This is a genomic window from Bordetella genomosp. 7, assembly GCF_002261415.1.
In the GTDB taxonomy this organism is placed as follows: Bacteria; Pseudomonadota; Gammaproteobacteria; order Burkholderiales; family Burkholderiaceae_B; genus Bordetella_A.
Genome location: NZ_NEVI01000005.1, coordinates 100,578 through 125,120, shown reverse-complemented (window position 1 = coordinate 125,120; position 24,543 = coordinate 100,578). Strand labels below are relative to the sequence as shown.

Below are 24,543 nucleotides of genomic sequence, written 5' to 3'. Positions count from 1 at the left end.
CAGCGCGATCCGCGCAAGGCGCGGGCGGCAAGATTCGAAGCACAAAGAAGAAGCCGCCGGCGCGAACGCGGGTTCGCGCCGGCGGCCATGCACAAATCAGCGCTTGTGCTGGCAGTCTCCGCAGATGCCGTACAGCACCATTGCGTGGCTTTCAAGGGCAAAGTTGTTGTCCTTGGCCACTTTGTACTGGCGCCTTTCGATATCGGGATCGGAAAACTCGACGACCTTGCCGCAATTGGTGCAGATGAGGTGGTCGTGGTGATCGCCGTCGTTCAGTTCGAAGACGGCCTTGCCGCTGTCGAACTGGCTGCGGGTCAGGATGCCGGCCTGCTCGAACTGGGTAAGCACCCGGTAAACAGTGGCCAGGCCGATTTCCACGTTTTCGCTGATAAGGGCGCGATACACGTCTTCTGCGCTCAGGTGGCGCAGTTCGGCCTTACGGAAGATATCAAGGATCTTCAGGCGAGGGAAAGTCGCCTTCAGGCCCATGTTCTTCAGTTCGCTTTGGTCGGTAGTCATGGTGTAATCGCCCTCCGTACGCCATGTAGTATGGGGCAGGAACGCGGCAGAGAACGGGCAGCGCACCGCCTTTTTTGCTGTCCGCGGAACTCCCGCATTATGAAACCTTTATGATAACGGTTTTACCGGCTTTAATTTAGATAGGGGCGCCTGGAGTCCATGATTGCACGTATTCCGACTCGGTTTATCAAGACCGCGCTCGCCACGACATCGATTGCCCTCGCCCTGGCAGGCTGCACATCCGACAAATGGGGTTTCCCGTACAAGGCGCCCGTACAGCAGGGTAACTGGATTACCCAGGAACAGGTAGCCCTGCTGCAGCCCGGCATGACGCGCGAGCAGGTGCGCTTTGCGCTGGGCAGCCCCACGCTCACCAGCGTGCTGCACGCCGACCGCTGGGACTACCCCTACTATTTCAAGCCTGGCTACGGCGACGCCCAGGAGCGCAAGTTCACCGTCTGGTTCGAAAACGACAGGCTGGTGCGCTGGGAAGGCGACCAGCAACCCGCGCTGCAACCCTTCCAGCTCGACGCGGCGGGGAACCCCGCCCAGGAAAAAATCGACGAAGAGATCGACACCGAGACGGCGCGCCGGGATGCACAGGGGGCCGACCGCGTCGCGCCCGCGGCGCCCGCCGACCCCGCGCAGCTGCCCGCGCTGGGCACGCCGCCGGGCGGCATGCAACCGGTCGAGCCCGCCGACCCGGCGATGCGCGCTCCGGACATGCAGGGCCCGGCGCCCACGCCTGCGCCCGCCGACACCCCGCCGCCGCGCCGCGAACTATTGATCAATTCACCCCTTACGCAGCCCAGCCCCATCGGCCAGCCCGGCGGCGGCGCCGAGCCGCTGCGCTGATCCAACCCGGCACAAGGAACCCACCATGCGCATCGCCATTGCCGGCGCCAGCGGCCGTATGGGCCACATGCTGATCGAAGCCGTACTGAACCATGCCGACCTGACCCTGTCCGCGGCGCTGGCCCGCACGGGGTCGGCCGCCATCGGCCAGGACGCCGGCGCCTTTCTCGGGCGCGATACCGGCGTGGTCATCACCGACCAGCTCGACGCCCTGGCCGACGCCGATTGCCTGATCGACTTCACCCGGCCCGAAGCCACACTGCAGCACCTGGAGGCCTGCGTGCGCCACGGCACGCACATGGTGATCGGCACGACGGGGTTCGACCAGGCCGGCCGCGCAGCCATCGAAGTCGCGGCGCAGAAAACCGCCATCGTCTTTGCCCCCAACATGAGCGTGGGCGTCAACGCCACCCTGAAACTGCTGGACGTGGCGGCGCGGATCCTGAACTCGGGGTACGACGTCGAGGTTTTCGAAGCGCACCACCGCAACAAAGTCGACGCGCCCTCGGGCACCGCCCTGAAAATGGGCGAAACCGTCGCCTCGGCATGGAACGTGGCGCTGCCCGATGTGGCCACCTGGGAACGCCATGGCGACACGGGCCCGCGCAAACCGGGCACCATCGGCTTTTCGGTGGTGCGGGGCGGCGATATCGTGGGCGACCATACCGTGTACTTCTGCGGCACCGGCGAACGCATCGAGATCACGCACCGCTCGAACAGCCGCAGCACCTACGCCGAAGGGGCCGTGCGCGCCGCGCGCTTTCTGCAGAACCGCCGCAGCGGCCTTTTCGACATGCAGGCGGTGCTGGGGCTGTAGCCCGCTCGCGTCACGCGCCCGGCGCGCGGGCGTCGCGCCACACCACCGGCTCGGGCTCCAGCTGTACGCCATAGCGTTGCGCCACGTCGCGCTGGATGGCGGCCGCCAGCCCCATGACATCGCTCGCGGTCGCGCCGCCGCGATTGACCAGCACCAGCGCCTGCCTGTCGTGCACGCCGGCCGCCCCCAGTTGCCTGCCCTTCCAGCCGCATTGGTCGATCAGCCAGCCCGCGGCCAGCTTGAAACGCCCGTCGGGCTGCGCATACGAAACCAGCCCGGGATGCCGCTCGGCCAGCGCGTTGCGCGTGGCGGCATCGACCAGCGGATTCTTGAAGAAACTGCCCGCATTGCCGATGACGGTCGGGTCGGGCAGCTTGGCGCGGCGGATGCTGCACACCGCTTCATAGATATCGCGCGCGCTGGGCGCAGGGCCCATCGACGCAGCCTGGCGCTGCAGGTCGGGATAGTCCAGCACCGGACGCCAGGGCCGCGGCAAGGCGAACCGCACCGAAATGATCACCCACGCGCCGGGCGCATCGTGCTTGAAGATACTGTCGCGGTAGGCGTAGCGGCAGGCCGCGGCGTCCATGTCGACCAGCCGGCGTTGCCGCACGTTCCAGGCAGTAAGCCCCAGGAAACGGTCGGCCAGTTCCACGCCATAGGCGCCGATGTTCTGCACCGGGGCGGCGCCGACCGTGCCTGGGATCAAGGCGAGGTTTTCGAGCCCATCCCAGCCGTTGGCCACGCAGGCGGATACAAACCCGTGCCAGTTCTCGCCTGCGCCGGCTTCGATGATCCACGCGTTCGGCCGGGCCTCGACCAGGCGCACGCCGGCCAGCGCAACTTGCGCGACCAGGCCTTCTACCTGCGGCGGCAACACCAGGTTGCTGCCGCCCCCCAGCACCAGCAAGCTGGCATAGCGGTCGGCCAGGTCTGACAGGGCGGGCAGTTGCGCGGGCGATCGCAGGCAGACGAAGGCCGGGGCACGCGACTGCAGCCCCAGCGTGTTGAGCGTGGTCAAGTCCCGCGCCGTGGGGGTCAAAGAGGTATCAGGCGGGGCCTGCGGGATGTCCGGCATGGAAAGCGAATCGGGATCTATCAGTAGCAGCAAAGCTGCATATTAACGGTATCCCGCTAATCATTTGCACACCGGCTGGAAAACCGCTATGATGCCGGTCTTCGCTGATCGGCCGGTTGTTTTAGCCGGCTCGGCAATGCGGGAGTAGCTCAGTTGGTAGAGCGCAACCTTGCCAAGGTTGAGGTCGCGAGTTCGAGACTCGTCTCCCGCTCCAGAATTTTTATCCGTGGCATCCATCGATGTTCATGGATCATGAAAAAGAAAGGCCGAAAACTCTGTTTTCGGCCTTTTTTTCGTCCAGCAACATCCGCTGCCGGGCCGTCCGAATACAGCGCTGGCTATGGCGAGTCGGCCCGCAGGGCAGGCGCTGAACAGGGCCAAGGCGTCGATGCCGGCCTGGATTGCTGCTGCCCCGTTCACAGTTACGGTCAAGAACTGTCAATATTCACATTGCTTTGAAGTTGCCGTCTGCGCACCGCGATACCCTGGCGTCTTTCATCCTTGGGGTCGGAAATGTCATCACTTGGCAAGCGGTGTGGCGCGGAATTTTTCGGTACGTTCTGGCTGGTGTTGGGCGGCTGCGGCGCGGCGGTGCTGGCTGCCGGGTTTCCAGGGCTGGGCATCGGCTTTGCCGGGGTGGCGCTGGCTTTCGGCCTGACCGTGCTGACCATGGCGTTCGCCGTCGGCCACATTTCAGGTGGGCATTTCAATCCGGCCGTGACGGTTGGCCTGGTGGCGGGCGGCCGCTTTCCCGCCCGGGAAGTCGCACCCTACGTGGTTGCGCAGGTGCTGGGCGCCATCGTCGCAGCAGCGGTGCTGGCCGCCATCGCCAACGGCCAGCCGGGCTTTGACCTGCAGGGCAGCCGCTTCGCAGCCAACGGCTACGGAGAATATTCGCCGGGCAAGTACTCGATGCTGGCCGCACTGCTTACCGAAGTCGTCCTGACCGCAGGTTTCATCTTCGTCATCCTGGGCGCCACCAGCAAGCGCGCGCCCGCCGGTTTTGCCGCGATACCCATCGGCCTGGCGCTTACGCTGATCCACTTGATCAGCATCCCGGTGACCAACACTTCGGTGAACCCGGCCCGCTCTACCGGTCCGGCGCTGTTCGTGGGGGGCTGGGCGCTGGAACAACTGTGGCTGTTCTGGGTCGCACCGATTGCCGGCGCAATTATCGGCGCCATCGCCTACAGGCTGATCAGCGAGCCGGAGCAGGAACGGGGCTGACCCGCGCTTCGGGAATGCCCATCCATCGAGATGGCGAATCCCATGGCCGGACGCGCGCAGTGAAATGGCGAGCGTCGGTTCCAATAAAATGGCCGAAACCTTGCGTTTCGGCCATTTTATTTTTTCCTTGGCGACACTGCGCCGACCCGTGCAACAGTGTCCAGCAACACCATGACCGACATCTACCACTTCGAAGCGGGAACGGCGCCCCTGCTGATTTCCATCCCCCACCTGGGCAGCCAGATCCCGGAGCCCTTGAGGCCCGCCATGACCGCGCTCGCGCTGCGCTCGGGCGACACCGACTGGCACCTGGACCGGCTGTACGCCTTTGCGCGCAGCCTGGGCGCATCGTTTCTGTGGGCCCGCTATTCGCGCTATGTGGTAGACCTGAACCGCCCGCCCAACGACGACGACCTGTACCCGGGCCAGGCCAAGACGGGCCTGTGCCCCACGCACACGTTCCACGGAGAGCCCCTGTACCTGGACGCACGCGACAGCATCCCGGACACCGAGCGCGAAGCGCGCCGGCAGGCCTATTGGCAGCCTTACCACGACAAGCTGCGCGCCGAAATCGACCGTCTGAAGTCGCAGCACGGCAAGGTGCTGCTATGGGAAGCGCATTCCATCGCGAGCGTGATCCCCCGCCTGTTCGAGGGCAAGCTGCCCGACCTGAACATCGGCACCGCCAACGGCGCGGCATGCGGCCCGGCCCTGGAAGCCGCGATACGCCGCGAGCTCGAACAAGGCCAGTACACCTGGGCGATCAACGGCCGCTTCAAGGGCGGGTACATTACCCGCCACTATGGGGCGCCACAAGGCAACATACACGCCATCCAGCTGGAAATGTGCCAGTCCACCTACATGGACGAGACGTATCCGTATGCCTGGCGGGACGAGCCGGCCGAACGGGCAGGCGCCGCGGTCGAGCGCCTGGTGCGCAGCGCCTGCGCACAGCTCTGAGCGTCAGGCATATTTGCCGATAAGGCCGCCGTCGACGACGAGTTCGGTGCCGGTAATGTAGGCCGCTTCGTCCGAGGCCAGGAACGCCACCGCATTGGCGACTTCCCAGGGTGTTCCCATGCGGCCCATGGGAACCTGGCGCGCGCGCGCCGCACCGGCTTTCTCGGCGTCGCCGTCGGCCGTGAACATGCGCGCCACCGTGTGGCGCACGCGCGGCGTATCGATCAGGCCGGGCACCACCGTGTTGGCCCGTATGCCATAAGGCGCATATTGCTGCGCGATCATGCGTGCGAACTGAATGACCGCGGCCTTGGTGACGTTATAGGCCAGGTGCGGGTACCCCAGATAACGCAAGCCCGCTACCGACGACACCGCCACGATGGCGCCGCCGCCCTGCTCTCGCATGATGGGCAAGACCAGGCGGCTGGCAATGACCAGGCTGTCGACGTTGACCTTCTGGATGCGTTCCCAGTCGGCCAGGTCGATGTCTTCGGGGCCGCCCACTTTGCCGATCCCGGCGTTGGCCTGCAGAATATCGAGCCGCCCGTATTCGGCCATGATGGACTGCACGGCATCCTGCATGGCTTGCGGGTCGGCCACGTCAGCCTGCAGCGCCACGCCTTTGCCGCCCAGCGCCTGCACAGCAGCCAACGCATCCCGGGCCGAGTCGAGCCGGGCGTCCAGCACGCACACCGTGGCGCCGTGACGCGCCAGTGTCGCGCAACAGGCCTTGCCGATGCTCCAGCCGGGGCCGCTGGATCCGCCGCCCGCCACCAGGGCCACTTTGCCGGCCAGGCGCGTACTGGCCGCGGGCAGCCGGGCCTGCATTTCGTCGCAGGCAGTCATGCGGCGTGCCCCAGGCCCACCGTCATGCCGCCACACACGTACAGCACCTGGCCAGTGATGAAACCGGCGCGATCGTCCAGCAGTGACGCAACGGCATGGGCCACATCGGCCGGCGTGCCCATGCGCTGCACTGGAATGCTGGCGCGGATTTTCTCGGTTTGCGGCGCGCCCGGCGGGTTGACACGCTCGAACAGTTCCGTGGCGATGGGCCCGGGCCCTATCGCGTTGACCGTAATGCCGTCCGCGGCGGTTTCCAGCGCCCAGGTGCGCGTCATGCCCAGCAGGCCCGCCTTGGTGGCCGCGTACACCGTACGAGCCGTCTTGCCCAGGGCCGCACGGCTGGACACGTTGACCACGCGCCCGAACCTGCGGCGCCGCATGGCGGGCAGCAGGCCCTGCAGCAACAGCATGGGCGCCTGGATATTCAACGCCGTCACGATCGCCAGGTCTTCGGGGGTGGCGTCTTCCAGCAGGCCCGGGCGCACCGTGCCCGCATTGTTCACCAGGCGCAGCACGTCGCGCTCGGCCGCCAGGGCGGCAACGGCCGCGCGGGTGGCCTCGGCATCGCACAAATCCACCGTCCGGCAGGTTTCGCCGGGCAACAGCTCGGCGGGTGCCTTCAGGTCAAAGTTGACGACCTCATAACCGTCGCGCAACAGGCGCTCGATGATCGCGCGGCCGATGCCGGCGCTGCCACCCGTCACAAGTGCGACGGGCGTGGAATCTGTGGCTGACATTGTCAGTCTCCTTGGCTGTGGGCGGACTTGCCCGCCCCTACATAGGGAATCTCGCGGTCGATAGTTTCCCAGATGAAACGGCCAGAAGGACAGTCCTGTTCTTCAGCAACGTGCGAAACCAGTCCGGCAGCGCGCGAAATCACGGCAAACCCCCGCATCAGCCTGGTGGGCACGCCCAGCTCGCCCAGCAACGCGGCCACCGCGCCGGTGGCATTGATCGTGATATGGCGGCCATACACTTGGTCAACGGTGCGGGCCAGCAGCTCCAGCGCATCCAGCCACTTGCCTTCCAGGTCGGACTCGGCCCGAGCCAGGGCCAGCAGCTTGATGGAACGCGGGTCGTCAGGTTTGTGCAGATGGTGGCCGAAGCCCGGCAAAGGCTTTTTGTTGTCGCGGTACGACTGCACGATGGCGCGCGCTTCGGCATGCATATCGTCTGACCGGAGCATGCGCTCGAGCAACTGCGAGCAGTTTTCCATCGTGCCCACAAAGCTGCTGCCCACCGCCATGAGACCGGCGGCGACGGCGCCCTGCAGATTCTCCGGCGCGCTCATGTACACCACGCGCGTGGCAATGGCGCTGGGCGTCAGGCCGTGCTCCATCAGCGTGATGAGCACCGCGTCGACGATGCGCAGATCCACCGGACGCGCTTCACGGCCGGTGATCTGCGAAAACATGACTTCGACGAAGCTTTTCTTGCCCAGCAGGTCTTCGACCAGATCGGCATCGCGGTACGACATGCCCTCGAGATGATGGGCGCAAAGGCGGGTAACGGGGCGGTTCATGCAAGCTCCTTCATGACAGTTTCACGCACGGCATTCTTCAACACCTTGCCCACGGACGATCGCGGCAGGCTGTCGAAAACGTGTATGCGCTTGGGCGTATGCACCGGGCCCAGTTTTTCCCGTACAAACGCCATCAGTGCGTGGGGTTCCACCGATGCGTCCGGATGCAGTTGCACCGCCGCCTGCACGGCCTCGCCCCACTTGTCATCGGGAACGCCGAACACAGAGCATTCGTACACGGCCGGATGCCGCGCCAGGGCGTTCTCGACATCGATGGGATAAACATTGAAACCGCCCGTGATGATGACGTCGCGCAGGCGGTCTTTGATGAACAGGTAGCCGCGCTCGTCCACGACCCCTACGTCGCCGGTATGCAGCCAGCCGTCGACGATGGTTTCGGCGGTTTTTTCGGGCAGGCGCCAGTACCCGGCCATGACGAGGTCGCCGCGCACCACCACCTCGCCGGGCTGGCCCGCAGGCAACAAGCGTCCTTGCCTATCCATGATGGCGAATTCCGAAAACCAGGTCGCGCATCCCACCGAGCCGTGGTTGGCCGGGTCGGCCAGTTCGGCGGGCGTGATCGCCGTGACGATCTGCGGCGACTCGGTCTGGCCGTAGGTGGATCCCACCACGGGACCAAAAAACGCCTGCACCTGCGCCAGCTTGTCGACCGGCATGGGCGCGCCCCCGTAGATCAGGTTGCGCAGCTGGGGAAAATCCGCGCGCGACACGCCGGGCTGCGCCATGAGCATATAAATCAAGGTGGGGGGCATGAACGCCAGCGTGCCGCCCCGCTCGCGAAACGCCGTGGTGATCGACGCAGGCGACGTTTCTTCCAGGAACACATGGGCGCCGCCCTGCGCCAGTACCGGCAACAGGTAGGTCGACGTGCCATGCGTGACGGGCGCAGCCACCACGTACCGGTCGGCGCTGGTCAGTTGCCAGGCGTGGATCTGATTCACGATCACGGCGGTCCACGCCCGGTAGGGCTGCATGACGCCCTTGGGCAGCCCCGTGGTGCCGCCGGTGAACTTGATGGCCTGGGTCGCGTCCACCCCCGGCTCGCAGCGCCGCGGCTCGCGCCCCGCATAAGCGCGCAGCAGGCCTGCCAGCGTGCGCGGATCCGTCTCCGTGCGGCCGTCGGGATCCAGCCGGATGTGTGCCGCGCCGCCGGGCTGCACCAGGGCGCTGCCCGTATCGTCCGTACACACAATACCGGGCTGGGTCGCGTCCACGATACGCGCGATTTCCGCAGCCGTGCTGCGATAGTTCAGCGGCACCCATACCTTGCCCGACGCCAGCACCGCCAGCAGGGCCACCACATGCTGCGCCGTGTTGCCGGCGCAGATCGCCACGCGGCTCTGCGGTGCCGGGTCCAGTTCCTGGAAAGCGGCGGCAAGCGCCTGCACCTCGCTGCGCAAGCGGGCATAAGTCCATGCGCCGGCCGGAGTATCCAGCGCGACGCGGTCGGGAAAGCGGGCGGCCGCCCGCAGGAAAAAGTCGATGGGGTACACAAACGGCTCCTGGTACTGCTATTGCACTTTCAGTCCGGCGGACTTGACGACCTTGCCCCACTTGTCGATTTCGCTGTCGATCCACGAGCGCAGCGTCTCGGGGGTGTTGGGCGTGGCGGGAAGCACGAAGCCGGCCGATTTATAAGCCTCGCGCATAGACTCGCTGGCCAGGCCGTCGGTGATGGCCTGGTTCAGCTTGGCGACCACGGGCCCGGGCGTGCCGGCCGGCGCCACGACCGCAAACCATGACTGGACCGAGAAGCCATCCAGCCCCGATTCGGCCAGTGTGGGCACGTCGGGCGCGAAAGGCGCGCGCTCGGGCGAAGTGACCCCCAGGGCGCGCAACTTGCCCGCCTGCACATGAGGCAGCGATGAAGGCAGGTTGTCGAACATGGACCCCACCTGCCCGCCCAGCAAGTCGGCAACCGCCGGCCCACTGCCCCGATACGGCACGTGCAGGATATCGGTGCCGGTCGCCATCTTGAATATCTCGCACGACAGGTGGATGGACGAACCGCTGCCCGATGATGCGCAGGTCAGCTTGCCCGGATTGCTCTTGGCATACGCCACGTATTCCTGCACCGATTTGATGGGCAGGTCCGGATGCACCACCAGGATATTCGGGATGGTAGCCAGCAAGGCCACCGGCTCGAAGTCCTTCTTGAAGTCGTAATTGAGCTTTTCGTACAGCGTGCGGTTGATCGTGTTCGCAATCGAGCCGACGTACAGCGTATAGCCGTCGGGCTTGGACCGGGCCACCACTTCGGCGCCGATGTTGCTGTTTGCGCCGGTACGGTTTTCCACGACCACCGGCTGGCCCAGCGAGTCCGACAGCGACTTGGCGATCAGGCGCGCCACGATATCGGTGGCGCCGCCTGCTGCATAGCCCACCACCAGTGTCACCGGCCGTTGTGGATAGTCGGACGCGGCCTGCACGGCCGTGGCAAACCCCAGACCGGCCAGCCATAGGGCCGCCGGGCGAATAACGCGTTGCATAACAGATCGCATGACTTTGTCTCCTATCGGTGTTTATTATTCGGACGCATATACGGAATACGTCGCAGCTATGATGTACCGTGATCCAGCCCATTAAGAAGCAAGGATGTTCGAATAATGAACGACATTACGTCCGCCGGGCCCGGCGCCAGCACCCTGCGCCGCGGCCTGCGCATGCTGGCAGCCTTGCGCCAGGCGCCTGACGGCCTGGACGTGGCAGGCATCGCCCGAGCGCTGCGCATGCAGCGCACCAGCGTGTACCGCTATGTATGCGTGCTGGTCGAAGAAGGTTATGCGCTGCGCGACCCGCAAACCGGCCGGTACCGCGCCGCACCAGCCTGGCCATCGCCGCCGGACGAACAGACGCTTTCAGTGGCGCAGCTGGCGCCGGCCATGCGCCGCATCAGCGACCATACTGGCGATTCGTCTTTCCTGATCTGCCGGGTCGGGGCCGACTCGCTGTGTCTGCACCGGGAAATCGGCAGTTATCCGGTGCAAGTGCTGGCCGTGACCATCGGCCACCGCCAGCCGCTGGGCGTGGGCGCCGCCGGCCTGGCGTTGCTGGCAGCGCTGCCCGAAGCCGAAGCCGAGGCGCTGATCCAGCAGAACCGGGCTGCGCTGCGCTCGTACGGCAACATGACGGCCGGCCACATGCGGTTGCTGGTCGACGCCACGCGCCGGCGCGGCTGGTCGGCGGTGGGCAATGCGGCGGTGCCGGGCGTACTGGGGGTGGGCGTGGCGTTGCGCGACCGCTCGGGCTATCCGCGCCTGGCCGTCAGCGTATCGTGCATACTCGACCGCATGCCGGCCACGCGCCAGCGCACCATCGCGGACTTGATACGGAAAGAAATCGGCGGCACGACCTAAGCCCCGCCCCGGTCGCGCGTATCCCACCAGATGAAGGCCCAGCGCAGCGGCGCCCCGGCCCGCTCGGCCGGCGTGGCGGCGTCATACCAGACGCGCAGGCGTTGACGCTCTGCATCATCCAACCCGCCCATGGAACGCGCGACCCGGCGCGCGTAGTCATCGAAATCCGCCGCCCCCTGTAGTGCGCCGGGCACCGCGATGTAGTCCAGCCGTGGATATATGCCCATGCCGCGCAGGATGTTCAGGATATACAGGCACCCGGGCCCCGGCGGGCGCACGCGGCCCGTTGCCTGCTGGATGGCCGGATCCAGGAAATGGCCATCGGCGACATGGGTCAGGTAGACACGCAAGCGTGCATGGGCGTGCAGTTTCGCCAATGCCGCCGCCATATCGGGCACCATGGTGGAACGCGACGCCACCGCAAGATCGCAAACAGGAACATCCGACCAATCATCTTCCCACGCGCGCAGCATCGGCTGCACATTGCGCACGCCCTGCATGCGAGCGCCGTCTTCCAAGGCGCGCAACATGCCGGAACTGTAGTCCAGCGCAATCACACGATCCAGTCGGCCGGCAACGGCAAGCGCGAGCGTGCCGGCGCCGCAGCCCACATCGAGCAATGTGCGGGCGTCATCGAAGTGCATGCGCGCGATGAAATCCCGCGCATAACCGCTTACGTCCGTGCGAGGCTTGATAGCGTCGGCGCGCTCGTCCCACACCTGGGGCGGCCGAGGCCGGCCGCGCGTGGCAAGGTAGTGTTTCTTGTAGAGTTCGGCGAAATCGATCGTGTCCAGGCTCATGGCGCGGCCCCCTGTGTCTGTGCCGCCTTCGGCGCCCGGGCCACGCACCGGTCGAACCAGGCCTGCAGCGCCGGGCGCGACACGGGCAACTCGGCACCCGCCTGCCCCGTAAAGCGGCGCCAATCGTCGGCCAGGCTTGCCGAAACCAGTGTGACCACGGGAATGCCGGCGCTCATCAGGGCCAGCATTTCGTTCGCAAACCCGCCGCCGGCAGCCTCGGCCAGGCCGTAGCGGCTGACAATGACCAGGTCGGCGCGGGCTTGCAGCGCGTGGCGCAAAACCTGGCTGGCCGCGGCCAGCGCCCCCGTATCCAGGCTGCACGCCCGTGAGCCAGGCCCCAGGTCTTGCGACAGCGCGTAGCGCCGGCCCGATGCGAGATCAAGCAATTCACGAGCGGCCCTGCCCCCGCCGGCCGGCACGATTTCGTATTGCACCAGCCCGTGCACGCGCCAACCCTGTGCCTGCAAGTCGCGCGCGAACCCGGCCAGAAGCGGGTCGGCGCCATGCGACGAAGCGTGGTACATCAGCGCCGCAACCGGCAGCGAAAAGGCGGAATCGTCATTCATGGATCAGCGGACCGGCGGTCGGCGCCAGCCGGGCAGATTGCAGATGTGGTCACTCTATACGCGCCGACTGCCCCGCGAAAGCCCTGCCGTCGACATAGCGCCGTGTGCGTATGGCAGGGCGCAAAAAACAATGCTATAATTTTTTTCTTTGTTGCCGCGCCTGTAATTTTGTGGCGTGCAGCATGCGGGAGTAGCTCAGTTGGTAGAGCGCAACCTTGCCAAGGTTGAGGTCGCGAGTTCGAGACTCGTCTCCCGCTCCAGAATTTTTGCCCGCCGCCAAGTGGCAATGCGGCAGGCGCCAGGCAGAAGGGGCTCGTCCAGGGACGCGCCCCTTTTTCGTTGGGGCGGCCGTTCTTTTGCGCGTCGGTTTGCGCGGCGGCACGCGCGCCACATCGCCGCCGCGTGCCCTGGGCGCTTGCGGCTTACCCCGGCAAGACACAAACGTCAGCTTTCCTGTACAATAGCGGGCTTGGCAAATGACGCCCCTGGCGCAATGGCAGAGTGGTTATGCAGCGGATTGCAAATCCGTGTACGTCGGTTCGATTCCGGCTTGCGCCTCCAGCAGAATCAAGGCTCTCAGCAATGAGGGCCTTTTTCTTTTGGTGCGGCATATAAGCACTATCGGCAGGCAAAATGGTGGGCAAAATCTGCCATTCAACCGCCGCCATCCTGGCCCTGAACCGGCCCACCCTTTGCCCGACCCACCCGGCATTCATGGCGAGCCCCCTCAGGCAGATGCGCCATCGGCCCGGGCAAACGTGCTGTCAAGAACCCTGAGCCAGAACAACTTCCACGCCCTGCCGGCGAATGGCTTCGAGCACGGAAGGTTCGACCGCTCGGTCGGTAATCAGCCGCTGCACCTGTTGCCATCCGCACACCCGAAAGCTGGCGTGCGCTTGAAACTTGGTGTGGTCGGCCAGCACAGTCGTGCGGGTCGCCGCGGCGACAAAAGCGCGGTTCATCGCCGCGTCTTCGCTTTCCCGCATGAAAATGCCGTCGGCGTTGACCGCATGCACGCCCAGAAACGCTTCGCGAACCTGGATATCCGGCAGGGTGTTGTTCTCGTGCCGCTCTATCGTGGCCAGTTTGCGGGGATCCAGGCGGCCTGCCAGGACATAGACGTGCGCAAGATGGCTTTGGCCTGCCGCCGTGGCCACTGACAGGCCATTGGTGATGATGTGCAGGTCTTGATGGCCGCGCAGCGCCATCGCCAGCGCATGGGCCGTGGTGCCTGCATTGATAAGAATGCTGTCGCCGTCCGAGATGTATTGCGCCGCGCATTCCGCGATCGCGGCTTTCTCTGCGGACTGCTGGCTGTGGCGTTCCGAGTAGCTGTACATCTCGTACCGGGCGCTGCCCTCGGCCAACACTTCCTGCGATAAAACCGCGCCGCCATGCGTGCGCTCCAGCAGCCCTTTATCCCGCAGTTCGAGCAGATCTCGCCGAATGGTGATGGGCGACGTCGAGAACATCTGGGCAAGATCCCGCACGGTCACGGCGTTGGTCTCTTGCATGAAGGTGAGGATACGCTGCTGACGTTCGGCTTTGATCATATATGTTCACATGCGCCTATTTCGATCAATTTAGCACAACAAATAGCCGCGCTTGATTCACAAAATGTTCACATTCGATCATTAAAGTGGCGGCCATGATAACGCCCCTTCATTACACCGCCATCGTGTTCGATCTGGATGGCACGTTGATCGATACCTGGCCCAGCCTGTTTGCCGCTGCGCAGGCTGTCGCGCCCGGATGCGCCCCGCGCCCCGATGTGTTGCGCCACGCACTCAGCGAAGGCATTGCTCCGATGTTCGCACGGGCGGCGCGCCACCTGGCGCCGACAGGCCCGGAACGAGCCGCGCTGGCAAGCGCCATGCATCACGACTATCTGACGCGCAAGCTTACCGACGCGCAACCGTATGACGGTGTCGACATCGCGCTCAAACGGCTCGCCGCAAGCGGTTACCCGCTGGCCCTGTGTACCAACCGCGACCGCGCCTCGACCGAGATCCTGCTGCGGCACTTGGGCTGGCAGTCCTTGTTCAGGCATACGCAATGTCTCGATGACGGCCTGCCCGCCAAGCCAGACCCTCGACCCCTGATCGCGACTGCGTTGCATGTGGCCGAGCACCCGTCGCAGGTGCTTTTCGTTGGCGACTCGCACATTGACGCCGCCTGCGCCGAAGCAGCGGGGATGCACTTTGCCGCCCACCTGGGGGGTTATCACACCCATGCGCACGATCTGCGTCCTGCTGTCGTGTGGTACCGCCATATCGATGAACTCTCGCAGCGGCTGGCGCAGCCGTTGCCTGTGATGGAGGTGAACCATGACTGATATCGTGCTTGAAAACATCGCGAAGACCTACGGCAATACCAAGGTCCTCGACGGCCTGTCGCTGACCATCCGGGACGGGGAGTTCCTGACGCTGCTGGGCGCATCCGGCTGCGGCAAATCCACGCTGCTGAAGCTGCTGGCCGGCCTGGAGATGCCGGATGCCGGCACGATACGCCGCGGCGACACGAACTTGCTGACGCGCTCGCCCGGCGAGCGCGATTGCGCTATGGTGTTCCAGTCGTATGCGCTGTACCCGCACCTGTCCGTGCGCGATAACGTCTGCATGCCGCTGTACATGCGATCGTTGAACTTCGTGCAGCGTCTGCCGGGGGTGCGCTGGCTCAGCCCGGCCACGCGACGTCAAGTGCGGCAAGCTCAGGCTCAGGGCACGGAAGTGGCGCGGGTGCTGGGCATCGAACATCTGTGGGCGCGCAAGCCCGCTCAATTGTCCGGCGGACAGCGGCAACGGGTGGCGCTGGCGCGGGCCATGGTGCGTCGTCCGTCATTGTTCCTGTTCGACGAACCGCTGTCCAATCTGGATGCCAACCTGCGTCAATCGTTGCGTAGCGAAATCCGCCAGCTGCACGAAAAGCTGGGGGTGACGTTCGTGTACGTGACGCACGACCAGCATGAAGCCATGTCGATGTCCGACCGGGTGGCGGTCATGAAAGACGGCCAGATCCTGCAACTGGGCACTCCGCAAGACATCTATCACGCGCCTGAGCACGCCAACGTTGCCGCGTTTGTCGGGGCGCCGCGCATCAACTTCCTGACGGTCGAACGCGATGGCGCGGGCAGGCCGACGCTGCAGGGGCGCGCGCTGGACGGCGCCTTCCCCAGTGAAACGCACAGGCTGGCATTTCGCCCTCATGAAGCTGCGCTCACCCCGATGCGCGATGCCCTGCCCGTCAGCGGCGTGGTCACGCAGGTGGAGTTCACGGGCGCCGACTGCATGATCACGCTGCGAACGGCGGCCGACGAAAGCGTGATGGCGGTGCTCGACCCTCAGTCGCGAGCGCAGGCGGGAAGCCCGCTGACTGTGTATATCCACCAGGACGCCTGGCATGCCTTTGATGCCAGCGGTCGTCGCCTGGCGCTCGATCGCCCGCAGATGTTCCGGGCCGCCTGACATCGGCAAGGGCTATTCACATGATGCGTATCAAACCCTTGCCGCTGGCGCTGCTGCTTGGCCCCAGCCTTGTTCTTACGGCGCTTCTGCTGATCGTGCCGTTGGCCATCGTGGCGCTGATGTCGATGACCGACTGGCAATTCGGCGCCGCCACATGGAATTGGGTGGGCCTGGAAAACTACATCAAGCTCTGGAACGACGATTCGTTTCGCAAGAGCTTTTCCAACACGGTGTTTTACCTGATCGTGGTGTCTTTGGGGTCCATCGGCCTGGGGCTCGGCCTGGCGCTGCTGATCGAATCGCACGACAGCTGGCGTTCTTTCTATCGGACGGCCTTCTTCATGCCGGTGGCCTCGACGTTGATTGCCATGGCCATCGTGTGGCAATTCCTGATGCACCCGACGGCCGGCTTCTTCAATTATGTGCTGTCGATGTTTGGCGGCGAACCTCGCAACTGGTTACGGGACTACGACCTGGCGCTGCCCTCGCTGGCCGTGATCGGCATCTGGCAGATGTCCGGCCTGGCGCTCGTGATGTTTCTTGCCGGGCTCAAGAGCATCCCCTCAGAACTGCGCGACGCCTGCCTGCTCGACGGCATGCGCCACCCGGTGGACCGCCTGTTCAGGCTGATCCTGCCGATGCTGGGCCCCACCATGTTGTTCGTCGTCACCGTATGCGCCATCCGATCGCTGCAGGTCTTTGACACCGTGCACGCCTTGACCCAGGGCGGGCCGAACAAGGCCACGGAAGTGCTGCTGCACACGATCTATTCGGAAGGTTTTGGATTCTTCCGCATGGGGTATGCGTCGGCAATGGTGGTGGTGTTCGTCGCCTGCATCTTCATATTGACGCTGATCCAGCAGATCGGCATGGAAAAACGGACGCACTACTGATGAAGAATCCCTTGCAAGCATCCTGGTCCTGGCGGGTTTTCCGGCATGCGGTGCTGTTGACCGGGGCGATGATCTACCTGCTGCCGTTCGTGTGGATGCTGTCGACATCGTTCAAGCCGGCAGACGAAATATTCCGGCAAGGTTTCCACCTGCTGCCGCAGAAGTGGGCGGCCATTGAAAACTACACGCAGGCGCTTACGCAAGTGCCGCTGCTGCGATACCTGGCCAACGGCGTGATCGTGTGCGGCGGCATTCTGATTCTGCAGATCCTCGTGTCGCTGCCGGCCGCGTACTGCTTCGCCAAGCTGGAATTTCGGGGCAAGCGCATGGCCTGGGGGTTGGTTCTGCTGTCCCTGATGATTCCGTTTCAGGCCACGGCCATCCCGTTGTACATCCTGCTGCACCATGCGGGCCTGCTGGACACGACCGCGGCGCTGATCATCCCCTTCATCGCCTCGGCGTTCGGCATCTTCCTGATGCGCCAGTTCTTCATGGGCGTGCCCAATGACCTGATCCATGCCGCGCGCCTGGACGGCATGGGCGAGTTCGAACTGGTGTGGCGGGTGCTCATGCCCGCCGCCATGCCCGCGCTGATCGCGTTCTCTATCTTCTCGGTGGTGTGGCACTGGAACGACTATTTCTGGCCGCTGCTGGTGATCAACTCGATGGATCTCGCCACGCCGCCGCTGGGAACCATGTTTTTCAAGAACGAAGAATCCGGGACCAACTACGGTCCTCTGATGGCCGGCACGGTCATTATCACCTTGCCGCTGCTGTTGTTCTTTCTGTCTGCGCAGAAGCGCTTTATCGAAGGCGTCACCCTCTCGGGTGTCAAAGGTTAAAGGAATTCAGATGCAATTCAAGGTGTTATTCAGTGTGCTTGCCGGCCTTGCCATGACCGGCGCCGCAGCCCAGGCTGCCAAGGTAGAACTCGTGGTCGAGTACCCCTACCCGGATGTGTTCAACCAGACGCACCAGGAAATTGCCAAGCGGTTCACCGCCAAGTTTCCCGACTACACGGTGAAGTTCCGTGCCCCCACGCCCGAGTACGAAGCCGCGGCCCAGCAGGCGTTGCGCCACGCCGTGACCGGCCAGCTGGCCGACGTGTCGTTCCAGGGCCTGAACCGCCAGCGCATCTTTGTCGACCGGGGTATCGCAGTCGATCTGACGCCCTTCATCAAGGCCGAACCCGACTGGGAACAAAGCGGCTATAGCGACGCCCTGATGTCGCTGGGGCAGATCAACGGCAAGCAGGTCGGCATCGGCTTTTCGCTGTCCACGCCCATCGTCTACTACAACATGGACCTGCTGGAAAAAGTCGGTGTCGCCGATGACGCACTGCCCAAGAACTGGGACGACATAATCGCGGTAGCCGACAAGTCGCGCCAGGCCAGCCCCGGCACGCATGGCCTGCACTACGATTGGGAGATCACCGGCAACTGGCTGTGGCAAGCCATCATCTTCTCGAAAGGCGGCGCCATGCTGAACGCCGACGAGACCAAGGTGGCCTTTGACAATGCCATCGGTCGCGAATCCATTGCGCAGCTTGGGCGCATGGTGCAAAACGGCACCATGGGCAATTTCTCGTACCGCGACGCGCAACAGCTATTCGTGAACGGCCAGCTGGCGGTGCTGTCGAGCTCGACCTCGCGGCTGCAGCATATCGAGTCGCAGATCGGCGACAAGTTCCGCATGGTGACAGGCTACTTTCCTGTGTACGCCGACAAGGGCACCGTACCTGCAGGAGGCAACGTCGCCATGATGTTCACCAAGGATCCGGAGCGTCAGAAAGCCGCCTGGGAATACATCAAGTTCGTGACGGGCCCCGAAGGCGCCACGCTGATGACCCAATCGACGGGCTATTTTCCCGCCAACACGCTGCCCATCGACGACCCGAAGATGCTGGCCGGCTACTATGACGCCAATCCGAATCAGTACACGGCCGTCAAGCAGCAAGCCTGGCTGACCGGCTGGTATGCCTTCCCGGGCGAGAACGGCCTGAAAATCACCGACGTGATCCACGACCACCTGCAGACCGTGTTCGACAAGAGCGCGCAGCCGCAGCAAGCGCTGGACGCGATGGTCAAGGACGTGCAGGCGCTGTTGAACTAAAGGAATCTCGATGAAATTCATTCATCTGACCGACACGCACCTGGTGGCCGACGCGGGCGACCTGTACGGCACGAACCCCAAAAAACGCGTGCAACAGGCCGTCGCCCATATGCAGGCGAACCAGCCGGATGCGCAGGCCCTGGTGATCACCGGCGACCTCACGCATTACGGGCACGACGACGCCTATCGTCATCTGCGCGAATGCCTGGCGCCGGTTACCATGCCCATCTACCCCATTCTGGGCAACCACGACCACCGGCTGCGCTTCCAGAATCATTTTCCGGAAGTGCCCCGCGATGCCGACGGCTTTGTGCAGTACACCGCGGATTTCAATGGTTCGCTGGCGATTTTCCTTGATACGAACGAGCCCGGCGTTACATGGGGCGTGTTCTGCGCCCGGCGCGGCGCCTGGCTGCGCCAGCAACTGGAACATACCGATAGCCCGGTGCTGATCTTCATGCACCATCCGTTCTTTTCGATTGGCATTCACAGCATGGACGCCATCTCTTTGCGCGACACCGGCCCGTTCATGGCGGCCATTGCCGGGCATGAGCACCGCATCCGCCACGTGTTCTTCGGGCATATTCATCGCCCGATCTTCGGCGCCTTCCGCGGCATCCCTTATTCGACCTTGCGCGGCACCAATCATCAAGTCGCGCTGGATCTGCACGGCAAACAGCTTGACGTGCTGGGTGCGCACGAACCCCCGCAGTACGGCGTCGTTCGGGTGGAGGCCGATCAGGTGCTGATCCACCTGGAAGACTATCTGAATGCCGGAAAGAGATTCCCGCTTGGCGAATACGATCACTCGATCGCCATTGCGGGATAGGGCTGCAGATCTTGTGGCCGCCGTGCCCTCCATGACAGAAACAAGGCTCTCGATCCGAGAGCCTTGTTTTTGACGATCTGCACCGCCGGCCGATCTGGCTTCAGGGCTCGATGTATCCGGCCACCGGCCCGAAACTGGCGCTGCTGGGCGTGGCGGCGACGGTCTGGCGGTTTTGGGCCACGGGGCCGGCGCTTGGCGGGCAGGTGTGGCCGGTGGCTTCCCAGGCCAGGCGGTTCTCTTCTTCACCGAAACAGAAGAAGCGCATTTCCGCAACCTCTTTGTAGCCGAGCTTGTAGGCGGTGGCTGTATCTTCACGGGCGTTACAAGACGAACTTTCGGACGCCACGGAACCGCCGATGCCGAAGCCCGTGACGCCCACTCCCATTGTGTTGCTCTGGCCGCAGTTGTTGGAACCGCCGAACATGCTGGGCGCGATATACACATTGGGCGTGGTGGAAATGCTTTGGTGCTTGCGTTGCGACGACCCCTCGAAGGTGATGTTTCCCATGCCCATCTCCGCCGACACCCCGACCTGGGCCGTACCGGACTGTGAGCTCGAGTTGGCGTTGCTGGATGCGTTGGAACCCGCGCTGGCGCCCGTGTTGATGGTTTGGCCCCACGCGCTGAACGTACATAAGGCCAAGGTTATTAGTGCTAGCCGTTTCATGAGTATTCTCCTGGATTTAAGCCACCTTATGCCGTTCGTAGGACGTCTGAGCTTCGGACGCCTTTGATAATGTAACTTTACGAGCGGTGACACCTTATTCTATGGTTACAAGAAAATGGATTTTTGCCAGTTTGTGCGTCATCGATAAATAAAAAAATAAATACTTCGCACCACCTATATTCAAAAATTCGCGCACTTTCTTTTTCTTTATCAACCTGGGCGTCGCCGTTGGCCATCGACCCGGCCGGCGTACGCACGACCCCTGTTCGCGGCTACTTCTCGTCATCGCAAGGCGGGCCGCTCTGCTTGCCGCGAATGCGCAGCTCTAGCATCGCTTCGCCGTAAGCCTGCTGCAGCGCCTTGATCTGCTTTTCATAATATTCCTTTACATTCAATGGGTTGGATCGCAACGCATTTTCCAGCCCACGCTTGCCCTCGTCTACCCACCGCTCGATCTCGGACGCTGGCAAGCCGAAGGTTTCGCTGGCTTCACGCACACTGGTGCGGCCCTGGATAATGTCCATGACCAGCACGCTTTTGCGCCTGACAGTCCAGCGCTTGATTTCTTCGTCAAGTTTTTCGTCCATCGCCAGCGCTCCTTAAATAAGGCCGATACAAATTCAGCCGGATTAAAATCTAGAAATGTAACCATGAAATAAAATTCGGCCAAAAAAAAGGCCAGTTATATTCCACGGCTTTTTAACCATAGCCCCGCCGCCTGTTTTCACTGGCGGCCAACCTGCAGGCCCAGTTCGAGCCAATGCCACCCCGGCGGCAATTGCCCGGTGACACCCGCATTGGGCAGGCTAGGCAATAACCGGGCGCGGGAGATCCATACCTGGTCGGCGCCCCCTTGCACAACACTGTGGTAGCCACTGCCCTCGACCGCTCTGCAATCCTGAAAGCCCGGCGCCAGCACGACGTCCTGGCCTGGCTCCGACATTTGCGGAAACGACGCGATTTCGGGGTACCCGGATTGCGCTTGTTCTTGCGGGCATGTGGCCTCCCATGCCGGAGCAGTATCCGCGCCAGGATTCGCAGCCATGGCTGGGGCCATAAACAGCGCCAACCATGCCGCAAGACTTCGAAGAACCGGTCGAAATGCAGTGTTCATCGCACTCTCCTGCGTGCAGGAGGCGCGGCATCGCGCCCCCTGCACGACGGGTGTCGGTATGGCTGCTGCTTACCAGCTCCAGCCGCCAAAACCGATGCTGCCCACATTGCCGGTGGCGCCGCTGGTGTATTCGCCGCCGGCCATGCCTGACGTGCTGCCCGCGGCGAACCCGGCGGTGTAACCGCCGCCGACCGACGTGTTGACGCTGGCACCGTTGGCGTAGGTGTTGGTGCCTTGCGGCGACAGGGAAACGCCCGAGTTCGCGCTGGTGCTACTCGTGGCCGTGCTGCCCTGCAACGCCGCGCCGAACCCCAGCGAGCCGCTGCCGCTGGTGGCCTGCGATCCGCCCATCGTTCCGGAAGAGGACGAGCCGGTGCCCGCGAAACCGCCAATGGCGAAACCGGCCGCATGGGCCATGCCGATCGAGCTCACGGCCAGAGCCGCTGCCAATATTGCTTTCTTCATGGTGTATTGCCTCCTGATAATTCGAGAAACCGTCTCGAGGCGGTACTACTCCGTGAATTCCCGTATTGGTCCGATGCATTGATTGGCTAATTTCGAGCCAATTCGGAAAACATTTGCTGCCTGGTTTCGTGCCTTCGGTAATAACCCGCATTAATCTCGATGCATCTAAATGGTGCGTTTTTCAAAAACCGCGGGAAAACACTACCCCTCCGGCCTCAATAAAGAGCCCGGAACCATTCCGTGTGTCTGTCGTTATTTGCCGGCCGCCCCGGATACGCGGGTGATTCCCTAATCCCTACGGCCTATTCAATATGTGCTATGCAAAACGCATAATCACTTCCCTGAAAAGTCGTCGCGCAAATTTCACTACTGATTCGTGCAGTTTCCGTGTCTGCCAACGCCACCTGAAAACTGCTTCCCTCTCCCGGACCGCTTGTCACGACGGCTTTCATTCTAGGCAGTTTGATTTCACAAAATTTACAGTTTGTGATCTTTTTGCCGATTTATCGAAACCTTTGTCCGCGCCATGCGGATTAACAAGCTCGCGGGAGCAAGCGCTGGGTCACCAGCGAAGGGAATGTTTTTATGGATCCTCGAATTCAATACTGCGTGACGCAAATCGAACAACAAATCCTGCATGGGTCTACAGACCATTGCGTACATGACGCGCTTATCCAGGAACTGGCGCAGAAGATCAGAGTCAGCCGGTTCCACCTGACCCGTCTTTTCATGAAGGATTTCCAGCATTCGCCACGCGACTACATCCACCACAATCTCATGGGACGTTGCGCACTGATGGTGGCGCATACGCGCCAACCACCCTTCTCCATCGCCATCGACATGGGTTTTTCGAGCCAGCAGGCCTTTACCCGGGCGTTCACCCGTTATTGGGGAATTCCGCCCGGCCAGTTCAGGCAGGCGCATGCGATGTACATCGCCAAGATCAATGAAACCGCGCAACAGGCATCAAGCACCTGGTGCATGCGCGAGAATCGTGCTCGCGTAACGCTGCGCGAAATGCCTCCGGCGCGCTTCTGGGCGGTGCGCTACGAAGGGATGTCGAACCAGAAACATGCTTGCTGGAACGACTTCTACCGGCTCTTTGCCAACCTGGGCGCCGACAAGCTGACCGGCCCGTTCTTCGGCCTGACATATGACACTCCGATGTTTGTGCCCATGCCGTTCATCCGGTATTACTGCGGAGTACAGGTGCCGCCCGGATTCGGGCCCAAGCCGCGCGACGCGTTCGAGATCACCTTGCCCGGCGGCCGCGTGGCCACGTGCGAGAACGACTGCACCGCTCATGATGTGTCCGGGCTGCATGCCAACCTGCTGGACCATTGGCTGCCCCGCTCTGGCTACAGCTTGCGGGCTTCCTGCTTTGCGGAGCGGTTCGACACGTTTCCGCTGAATTGGGACAAGACGCCGCACCCCGTGCAACTGTATTGCTGGATCCAGTGACACTGGCAAATCTGGCTGTAGATGTATCAAAAAATTCCCTTATTGCTATTTTTAGTATCGCGAGTTAAATTTTTTAACACTGAGGTTTATCCGGCGGCCGGCGCGGGCAGTATTCTGTCCGCTACGGCCAGTTTCCGGCCTCGTCACTGCTTTTGGCGTGCCTCCAAAAATAATCCAGGGGATTCCGCAGGAACCACGGAAGGAGAAGCCGTCATGTCGACGATCATTGTCATTGCGGCAGAACATGCGTATAGACAGGCGATTGTGCAGGCCGCGGCCAGCGCGTTGCCGGGTTGGCGCGTTGATGAAGCGGTACGCCCGGCATTGCTGTTCAACCATCGCCCGGGGCGCGAACACGAGCTCATGCTGCTGGCCGTGCCCAGCCTCGATCACATTCACCAGATCGTCCTGATGGCGCGGCTGGCATACCTGCCCAGGGCCGTTTTGCTGTTGACGTCGCGTACCGAGCCGGCGCCGTGGTCGCGCGGCCTGCCGACGGGCGTGGTCGGCTGCCTGCCGAGCGACGCCTCGGCAGAGATATTGCAGGCGGCAATCAAGCTCGTGCTGGCAGGCGGAATGCTGTTTCCGAGCCAGTTGGTCCCCCCGCTGACCGGGCCGCCACCAGCCTGCAGGCCCCCCGCGCCGGTGGCCGATGCGGCAGTGTTGCCTGAGCAGGTGGCCCGCCGCGAAAGTGCCGTGCTGGGCCTGACGCCACGGCAGTACGAAGTGCTGGTGCTGATGGCTCGAGGCTGCAGCCTGAAGGAAATCGGTCGGCAATTGAACATCGCGGTTCCTACTGCCAAGGTGCACGCGGAAACCGTGTACCAGCGCCTGCGCGTGCACAACCGGACCGAAGCGGTGTACGCCGCGATTTCGCGCGGGGCCACCCTGGGATGGTCGTCGATGGCGCGCGAGCCCGTGACCAGCGGCTAGCGACGCTGCCGCACCGGCGCGTGTGCAACCGATCTGGT

Annotated in this window: 26 protein-coding genes, 3 tRNA genes and 1 pseudogene; 16 read left to right on the top strand and 14 right to left on the bottom strand. The window is 63.4% G+C overall.

The features are described 5' to 3' along the window. Window positions 1-96 precede the first annotated feature (96 nt). The gene (gene fur / locus CAL18_RS03350) at window positions 97-519 is read right to left on the bottom strand and encodes a ferric iron uptake transcriptional regulator (RefSeq protein WP_026638455.1); all 423 of its coding nucleotides are present in this window, start codon (window positions 517-519) and stop codon (window positions 97-99) included. Window positions 520-678: 159 nt separating this feature from the next. Here fur and CAL18_RS19770 point away from each other — a divergent pair. Both CAL18_RS19770 and dapB read left to right on the top strand, forming a co-directional pair. Further along, window positions 679-1,215, top strand: a pseudogene (locus CAL18_RS19770) (outer membrane protein assembly factor BamE); the annotation flags it as partial. A gap of 184 nt (window positions 1,216-1,399) precedes the next feature. After that, complete coding sequence (dapB, locus tag CAL18_RS03340; RefSeq protein WP_026638456.1) at window positions 1,400-2,191, top strand: 4-hydroxy-tetrahydrodipicolinate reductase; 792 nt, start codon at window positions 1,400-1,402, stop codon at window positions 2,189-2,191. Window positions 2,192-2,201: 10 nt separating this feature from the next. On the opposite strand, the gene murB is transcribed toward dapB, so the two are convergent. Next, a complete protein-coding gene (gene murB, locus CAL18_RS03335; protein WP_026638457.1) occupies window positions 2,202-3,269 on the bottom strand; it encodes a UDP-N-acetylmuramate dehydrogenase in 1,068 nt (355 codons plus the stop codon). Window positions 3,270-3,407: 138 nt separating this feature from the next. Between murB and CAL18_RS03330 the strand changes: the two genes are divergently transcribed. From CAL18_RS03330 to hutG, 3 genes are all read left to right on the top strand, one after another. Further along, window positions 3,408-3,483: transfer RNA gene (locus CAL18_RS03330), tRNA-Gly, on the top strand. Between the two features lie 299 nt (window positions 3,484-3,782). Next, complete coding sequence (gene aqpZ, locus CAL18_RS03325) at window positions 3,783-4,496, top strand: aquaporin Z (protein WP_026638458.1); 714 nt, start codon at window positions 3,783-3,785, stop codon at window positions 4,494-4,496. Window positions 4,497-4,667: 171 nt separating this feature from the next. After that, the gene (hutG, locus tag CAL18_RS03320) at window positions 4,668-5,456 is read left to right on the top strand and encodes an N-formylglutamate deformylase (RefSeq protein WP_094817339.1); all 789 of its coding nucleotides are present in this window, start codon (window positions 4,668-4,670) and stop codon (window positions 5,454-5,456) included. Between the two features lie 3 nt (window positions 5,457-5,459). Here the strand turns inward: hutG and CAL18_RS03315 are convergent, their stop codons facing one another. The 5 genes from CAL18_RS03315 to CAL18_RS03295 are packed head-to-tail and all read right to left on the bottom strand — an operon-like array spanning window position 5,460 to window position 10,346. Next, on the bottom strand, window positions 5,460-6,302 hold the full coding sequence (locus CAL18_RS03315) for an SDR family NAD(P)-dependent oxidoreductase (protein ID WP_094796056.1): 843 nt from the start codon (window positions 6,300-6,302) through the stop codon (window positions 5,460-5,462). Continuing rightward, window positions 6,299-7,039 (bottom strand): SDR family oxidoreductase, encoded by a 741-nt coding sequence (locus CAL18_RS03310; protein WP_026638461.1) that lies wholly within the window; start codon window positions 7,037-7,039, stop codon window positions 6,299-6,301. Before CAL18_RS03310 ends, CAL18_RS03315 begins: the two co-directional genes overlap by 4 nt. Before the next feature lie 2 nt (window positions 7,040-7,041). Then, complete coding sequence (locus CAL18_RS03305; RefSeq protein WP_094796055.1) at window positions 7,042-7,824, bottom strand: citryl-CoA lyase; 783 nt, start codon at window positions 7,822-7,824, stop codon at window positions 7,042-7,044. Then, on the bottom strand, window positions 7,821-9,338 hold the full coding sequence (locus CAL18_RS03300) for a class I adenylate-forming enzyme family protein (RefSeq protein WP_094817338.1): 1,518 nt from the start codon (window positions 9,336-9,338) through the stop codon (window positions 7,821-7,823). The genes CAL18_RS03305 and CAL18_RS03300 overlap by 4 nt, the downstream gene beginning before the upstream one ends. Window positions 9,339-9,356: 18 nt before the next feature. Further along, complete coding sequence (locus CAL18_RS03295) at window positions 9,357-10,346, bottom strand: Bug family tripartite tricarboxylate transporter substrate binding protein (RefSeq protein WP_094817337.1); 990 nt, start codon at window positions 10,344-10,346, stop codon at window positions 9,357-9,359. A 105-nt stretch (window positions 10,347-10,451) separates the two neighbouring features. Between CAL18_RS03295 and CAL18_RS03290 the strand changes: the two genes are divergently transcribed. Continuing rightward, on the top strand, window positions 10,452-11,201 hold the full coding sequence (locus CAL18_RS03290) for an IclR family transcriptional regulator (protein ID WP_094817336.1): 750 nt from the start codon (window positions 10,452-10,454) through the stop codon (window positions 11,199-11,201). On the opposite strand, the gene CAL18_RS03285 is transcribed toward CAL18_RS03290, so the two are convergent. Together CAL18_RS03285 and CAL18_RS03280 are read right to left on the bottom strand one after the other, a co-directional pair. Then, a complete protein-coding gene (locus tag CAL18_RS03285; RefSeq protein WP_094817335.1) occupies window positions 11,198-12,001 on the bottom strand; it encodes a class I SAM-dependent methyltransferase in 804 nt (267 codons plus the stop codon). The two genes, CAL18_RS03290 and CAL18_RS03285, sit on opposite strands and share 4 nt — an antisense overlap. Then, entirely contained in the window at window positions 11,998-12,567 is a 570-nt protein-coding gene (locus CAL18_RS03280) for a DUF2478 domain-containing protein (RefSeq protein ID WP_094817334.1), read from the bottom strand. The genes CAL18_RS03285 and CAL18_RS03280 overlap by 4 nt, the downstream gene beginning before the upstream one ends. A 184-nt stretch (window positions 12,568-12,751) precedes the next feature. Here CAL18_RS03280 and CAL18_RS03275 point away from each other — a divergent pair. Together CAL18_RS03275 and CAL18_RS03270 are read left to right on the top strand one after the other, a co-directional pair. Then, window positions 12,752-12,827 (top strand) — tRNA-Gly (locus CAL18_RS03275). A gap of 227 nt (window positions 12,828-13,054) precedes the next feature. Further along, window positions 13,055-13,128: transfer RNA gene (locus CAL18_RS03270), tRNA-Cys, on the top strand. 203 nt (window positions 13,129-13,331) lie between these two features. Here the strand turns inward: CAL18_RS03270 and CAL18_RS03265 are convergent. Then, entirely contained in the window at window positions 13,332-14,120 is a 789-nt protein-coding gene (locus CAL18_RS03265) for a DeoR/GlpR family DNA-binding transcription regulator (RefSeq protein WP_094817333.1), read from the bottom strand. A gap of 95 nt (window positions 14,121-14,215) precedes the next feature. Between CAL18_RS03265 and CAL18_RS03260 the strand changes: the two genes are divergently transcribed. From CAL18_RS03260 to CAL18_RS03235, 6 genes are read left to right on the top strand one after another with little or no spacing between them, the layout of a single operon-like run. Continuing rightward, window positions 14,216-14,902, top strand: a complete 687-nt coding sequence (locus CAL18_RS03260; RefSeq protein ID WP_094817332.1) for an HAD family hydrolase — start codon at window positions 14,216-14,218, stop codon at window positions 14,900-14,902. After that, window positions 14,895-16,031, top strand: a complete 1,137-nt coding sequence (locus CAL18_RS03255) for an ABC transporter ATP-binding protein (RefSeq protein ID WP_094817331.1) — start codon at window positions 14,895-14,897, stop codon at window positions 16,029-16,031. Before CAL18_RS03260 ends, CAL18_RS03255 begins: the two co-directional genes overlap by 8 nt. A gap of 20 nt (window positions 16,032-16,051) precedes the next feature. After that, entirely contained in the window at window positions 16,052-16,924 is an 873-nt protein-coding gene (locus CAL18_RS03250) for a carbohydrate ABC transporter permease (RefSeq protein ID WP_249278369.1), read from the top strand. Window positions 16,925-16,935: 11 nt separating this feature from the next. Further along, the gene (locus tag CAL18_RS03245) at window positions 16,936-17,766 is read left to right on the top strand and encodes a carbohydrate ABC transporter permease (protein ID WP_249278368.1); all 831 of its coding nucleotides are present in this window, start codon (window positions 16,936-16,938) and stop codon (window positions 17,764-17,766) included. Window positions 17,767-17,776: 10 nt separating this feature from the next. After that, window positions 17,777-19,036, top strand: coding sequence for an ABC transporter substrate-binding protein (locus CAL18_RS03240; protein ID WP_081745618.1), 1,260 nt, complete (start codon window positions 17,777-17,779; stop codon window positions 19,034-19,036). Window positions 19,037-19,046: 10 nt separating this feature from the next. Then, the gene (locus CAL18_RS03235; RefSeq protein WP_038851971.1) at window positions 19,047-19,865 is read left to right on the top strand and encodes a phosphodiesterase; all 819 of its coding nucleotides are present in this window, start codon (window positions 19,047-19,049) and stop codon (window positions 19,863-19,865) included. A 100-nt stretch (window positions 19,866-19,965) separates the two neighbouring features. Here CAL18_RS03235 and CAL18_RS03230 read toward each other — a convergent pair whose 3' ends face one another. The 4 genes from CAL18_RS03230 to CAL18_RS03215 all read right to left on the bottom strand — a co-directional run bounded on the left by CAL18_RS03230 (window position 19,966) and on the right by CAL18_RS03215 (window position 22,111). After that, on the bottom strand, window positions 19,966-20,532 hold the full coding sequence (locus tag CAL18_RS03230) for a hypothetical protein (RefSeq protein ID WP_026638473.1): 567 nt from the start codon (window positions 20,530-20,532) through the stop codon (window positions 19,966-19,968). Between the two features lie 272 nt (window positions 20,533-20,804). Further along, window positions 20,805-21,119, bottom strand: coding sequence for a DUF1153 domain-containing protein (locus CAL18_RS03225; RefSeq protein ID WP_026638474.1), 315 nt, complete (start codon window positions 21,117-21,119; stop codon window positions 20,805-20,807). Window positions 21,120-21,256: 137 nt separating this feature from the next. Further along, window positions 21,257-21,577 carry a hypothetical protein gene (locus CAL18_RS03220; RefSeq protein ID WP_141217737.1) on the bottom strand — a complete coding sequence of 107 codons (321 nt, stop codon included), beginning with the start codon at window positions 21,575-21,577 and terminating at the stop codon, window positions 21,257-21,259. 138 nt (window positions 21,578-21,715) lie between these two features. After that, the gene (locus CAL18_RS03215; RefSeq protein ID WP_094817328.1) at window positions 21,716-22,111 is read right to left on the bottom strand and encodes a hypothetical protein; all 396 of its coding nucleotides are present in this window, start codon (window positions 22,109-22,111) and stop codon (window positions 21,716-21,718) included. Between the two features lie 585 nt (window positions 22,112-22,696). Here CAL18_RS03215 and CAL18_RS03210 point away from each other — a divergent pair. Together CAL18_RS03210 and CAL18_RS03205 are read left to right on the top strand one after the other, a co-directional pair. Then, window positions 22,697-23,572, top strand: coding sequence for a helix-turn-helix domain-containing protein (locus CAL18_RS03210; protein WP_026638477.1), 876 nt, complete (start codon window positions 22,697-22,699; stop codon window positions 23,570-23,572). A gap of 213 nt (window positions 23,573-23,785) precedes the next feature. Continuing rightward, the gene (locus CAL18_RS03205; RefSeq protein ID WP_094817327.1) at window positions 23,786-24,505 is read left to right on the top strand and encodes a helix-turn-helix transcriptional regulator; all 720 of its coding nucleotides are present in this window, start codon (window positions 23,786-23,788) and stop codon (window positions 24,503-24,505) included. Window positions 24,506-24,543: the final 38 nt, after the last annotated feature.

Coding starts and splice junctions, on each gene's coding strand:
- CAL18_RS03305 (WP_094796055.1), bottom strand. CDS start 7,824: ATGAACCGCCCCGTTACCCGCCTTTGCGCCCATCATCTCGAGGGCATG.
- dapB (WP_026638456.1), top strand. CDS start 1,400: ATGCGCATCGCCATTGCCGGCGCCAGCGGCCGTATGGGCCACATGCTG.
- hutG (WP_094817339.1), top strand. CDS start 4,668: ATGACCGACATCTACCACTTCGAAGCGGGAACGGCGCCCCTGCTGATT.
- CAL18_RS03260 (WP_094817332.1), top strand. CDS start 14,216: ATGATAACGCCCCTTCATTACACCGCCATCGTGTTCGATCTGGATGGC.
- CAL18_RS03290 (WP_094817336.1), top strand. CDS start 10,452: ATGAACGACATTACGTCCGCCGGGCCCGGCGCCAGCACCCTGCGCCGC.
- CAL18_RS03285 (WP_094817335.1), bottom strand. CDS start 12,001: ATGAGCCTGGACACGATCGATTTCGCCGAACTCTACAAGAAACACTAC.
- CAL18_RS03250 (WP_249278369.1), top strand. CDS start 16,052: ATGATGCGTATCAAACCCTTGCCGCTGGCGCTGCTGCTTGGCCCCAGC.
- CAL18_RS03240 (WP_081745618.1), top strand. CDS start 17,777: ATGCAATTCAAGGTGTTATTCAGTGTGCTTGCCGGCCTTGCCATGACC.
- CAL18_RS03280 (WP_094817334.1), bottom strand. CDS start 12,567: ATGAATGACGATTCCGCCTTTTCGCTGCCGGTTGCGGCGCTGATGTAC.
- CAL18_RS03265 (WP_094817333.1), bottom strand. CDS start 14,120: ATGATCAAAGCCGAACGTCAGCAGCGTATCCTCACCTTCATGCAAGAG.
- CAL18_RS03225 (WP_026638474.1), bottom strand. CDS start 21,119: ATGGACGAAAAACTTGACGAAGAAATCAAGCGCTGGACTGTCAGGCGC.
- CAL18_RS03315 (WP_094796056.1), bottom strand. CDS start 6,302: ATGACTGCCTGCGACGAAATGCAGGCCCGGCTGCCCGCGGCCAGTACG.
- CAL18_RS03235 (WP_038851971.1), top strand. CDS start 19,047: ATGAAATTCATTCATCTGACCGACACGCACCTGGTGGCCGACGCGGGC.
- CAL18_RS03220 (WP_141217737.1), bottom strand. CDS start 21,577: ATGGCTGCGAATCCTGGCGCGGATACTGCTCCGGCATGGGAGGCCACA.
- CAL18_RS03295 (WP_094817337.1), bottom strand. CDS start 10,346: ATGCGATCTGTTATGCAACGCGTTATTCGCCCGGCGGCCCTATGGCTG.
- CAL18_RS03205 (WP_094817327.1), top strand. CDS start 23,786: ATGTCGACGATCATTGTCATTGCGGCAGAACATGCGTATAGACAGGCG.
- murB (WP_026638457.1), bottom strand. CDS start 3,269: ATGCCGGACATCCCGCAGGCCCCGCCTGATACCTCTTTGACCCCCACG.
- fur (WP_026638455.1), bottom strand. CDS start 519: ATGACTACCGACCAAAGCGAACTGAAGAACATGGGCCTGAAGGCGACT.
- aqpZ (WP_026638458.1), top strand. CDS start 3,783: ATGTCATCACTTGGCAAGCGGTGTGGCGCGGAATTTTTCGGTACGTTC.
- CAL18_RS03230 (WP_026638473.1), bottom strand. CDS start 20,532: ATGAAACGGCTAGCACTAATAACCTTGGCCTTATGTACGTTCAGCGCG.
- CAL18_RS03215 (WP_094817328.1), bottom strand. CDS start 22,111: ATGAAGAAAGCAATATTGGCAGCGGCTCTGGCCGTGAGCTCGATCGGC.
- CAL18_RS03310 (WP_026638461.1), bottom strand. CDS start 7,039: ATGTCAGCCACAGATTCCACGCCCGTCGCACTTGTGACGGGTGGCAGC.
- CAL18_RS03210 (WP_026638477.1), top strand. CDS start 22,697: ATGGATCCTCGAATTCAATACTGCGTGACGCAAATCGAACAACAAATC.
- CAL18_RS03255 (WP_094817331.1), top strand. CDS start 14,895: ATGACTGATATCGTGCTTGAAAACATCGCGAAGACCTACGGCAATACC.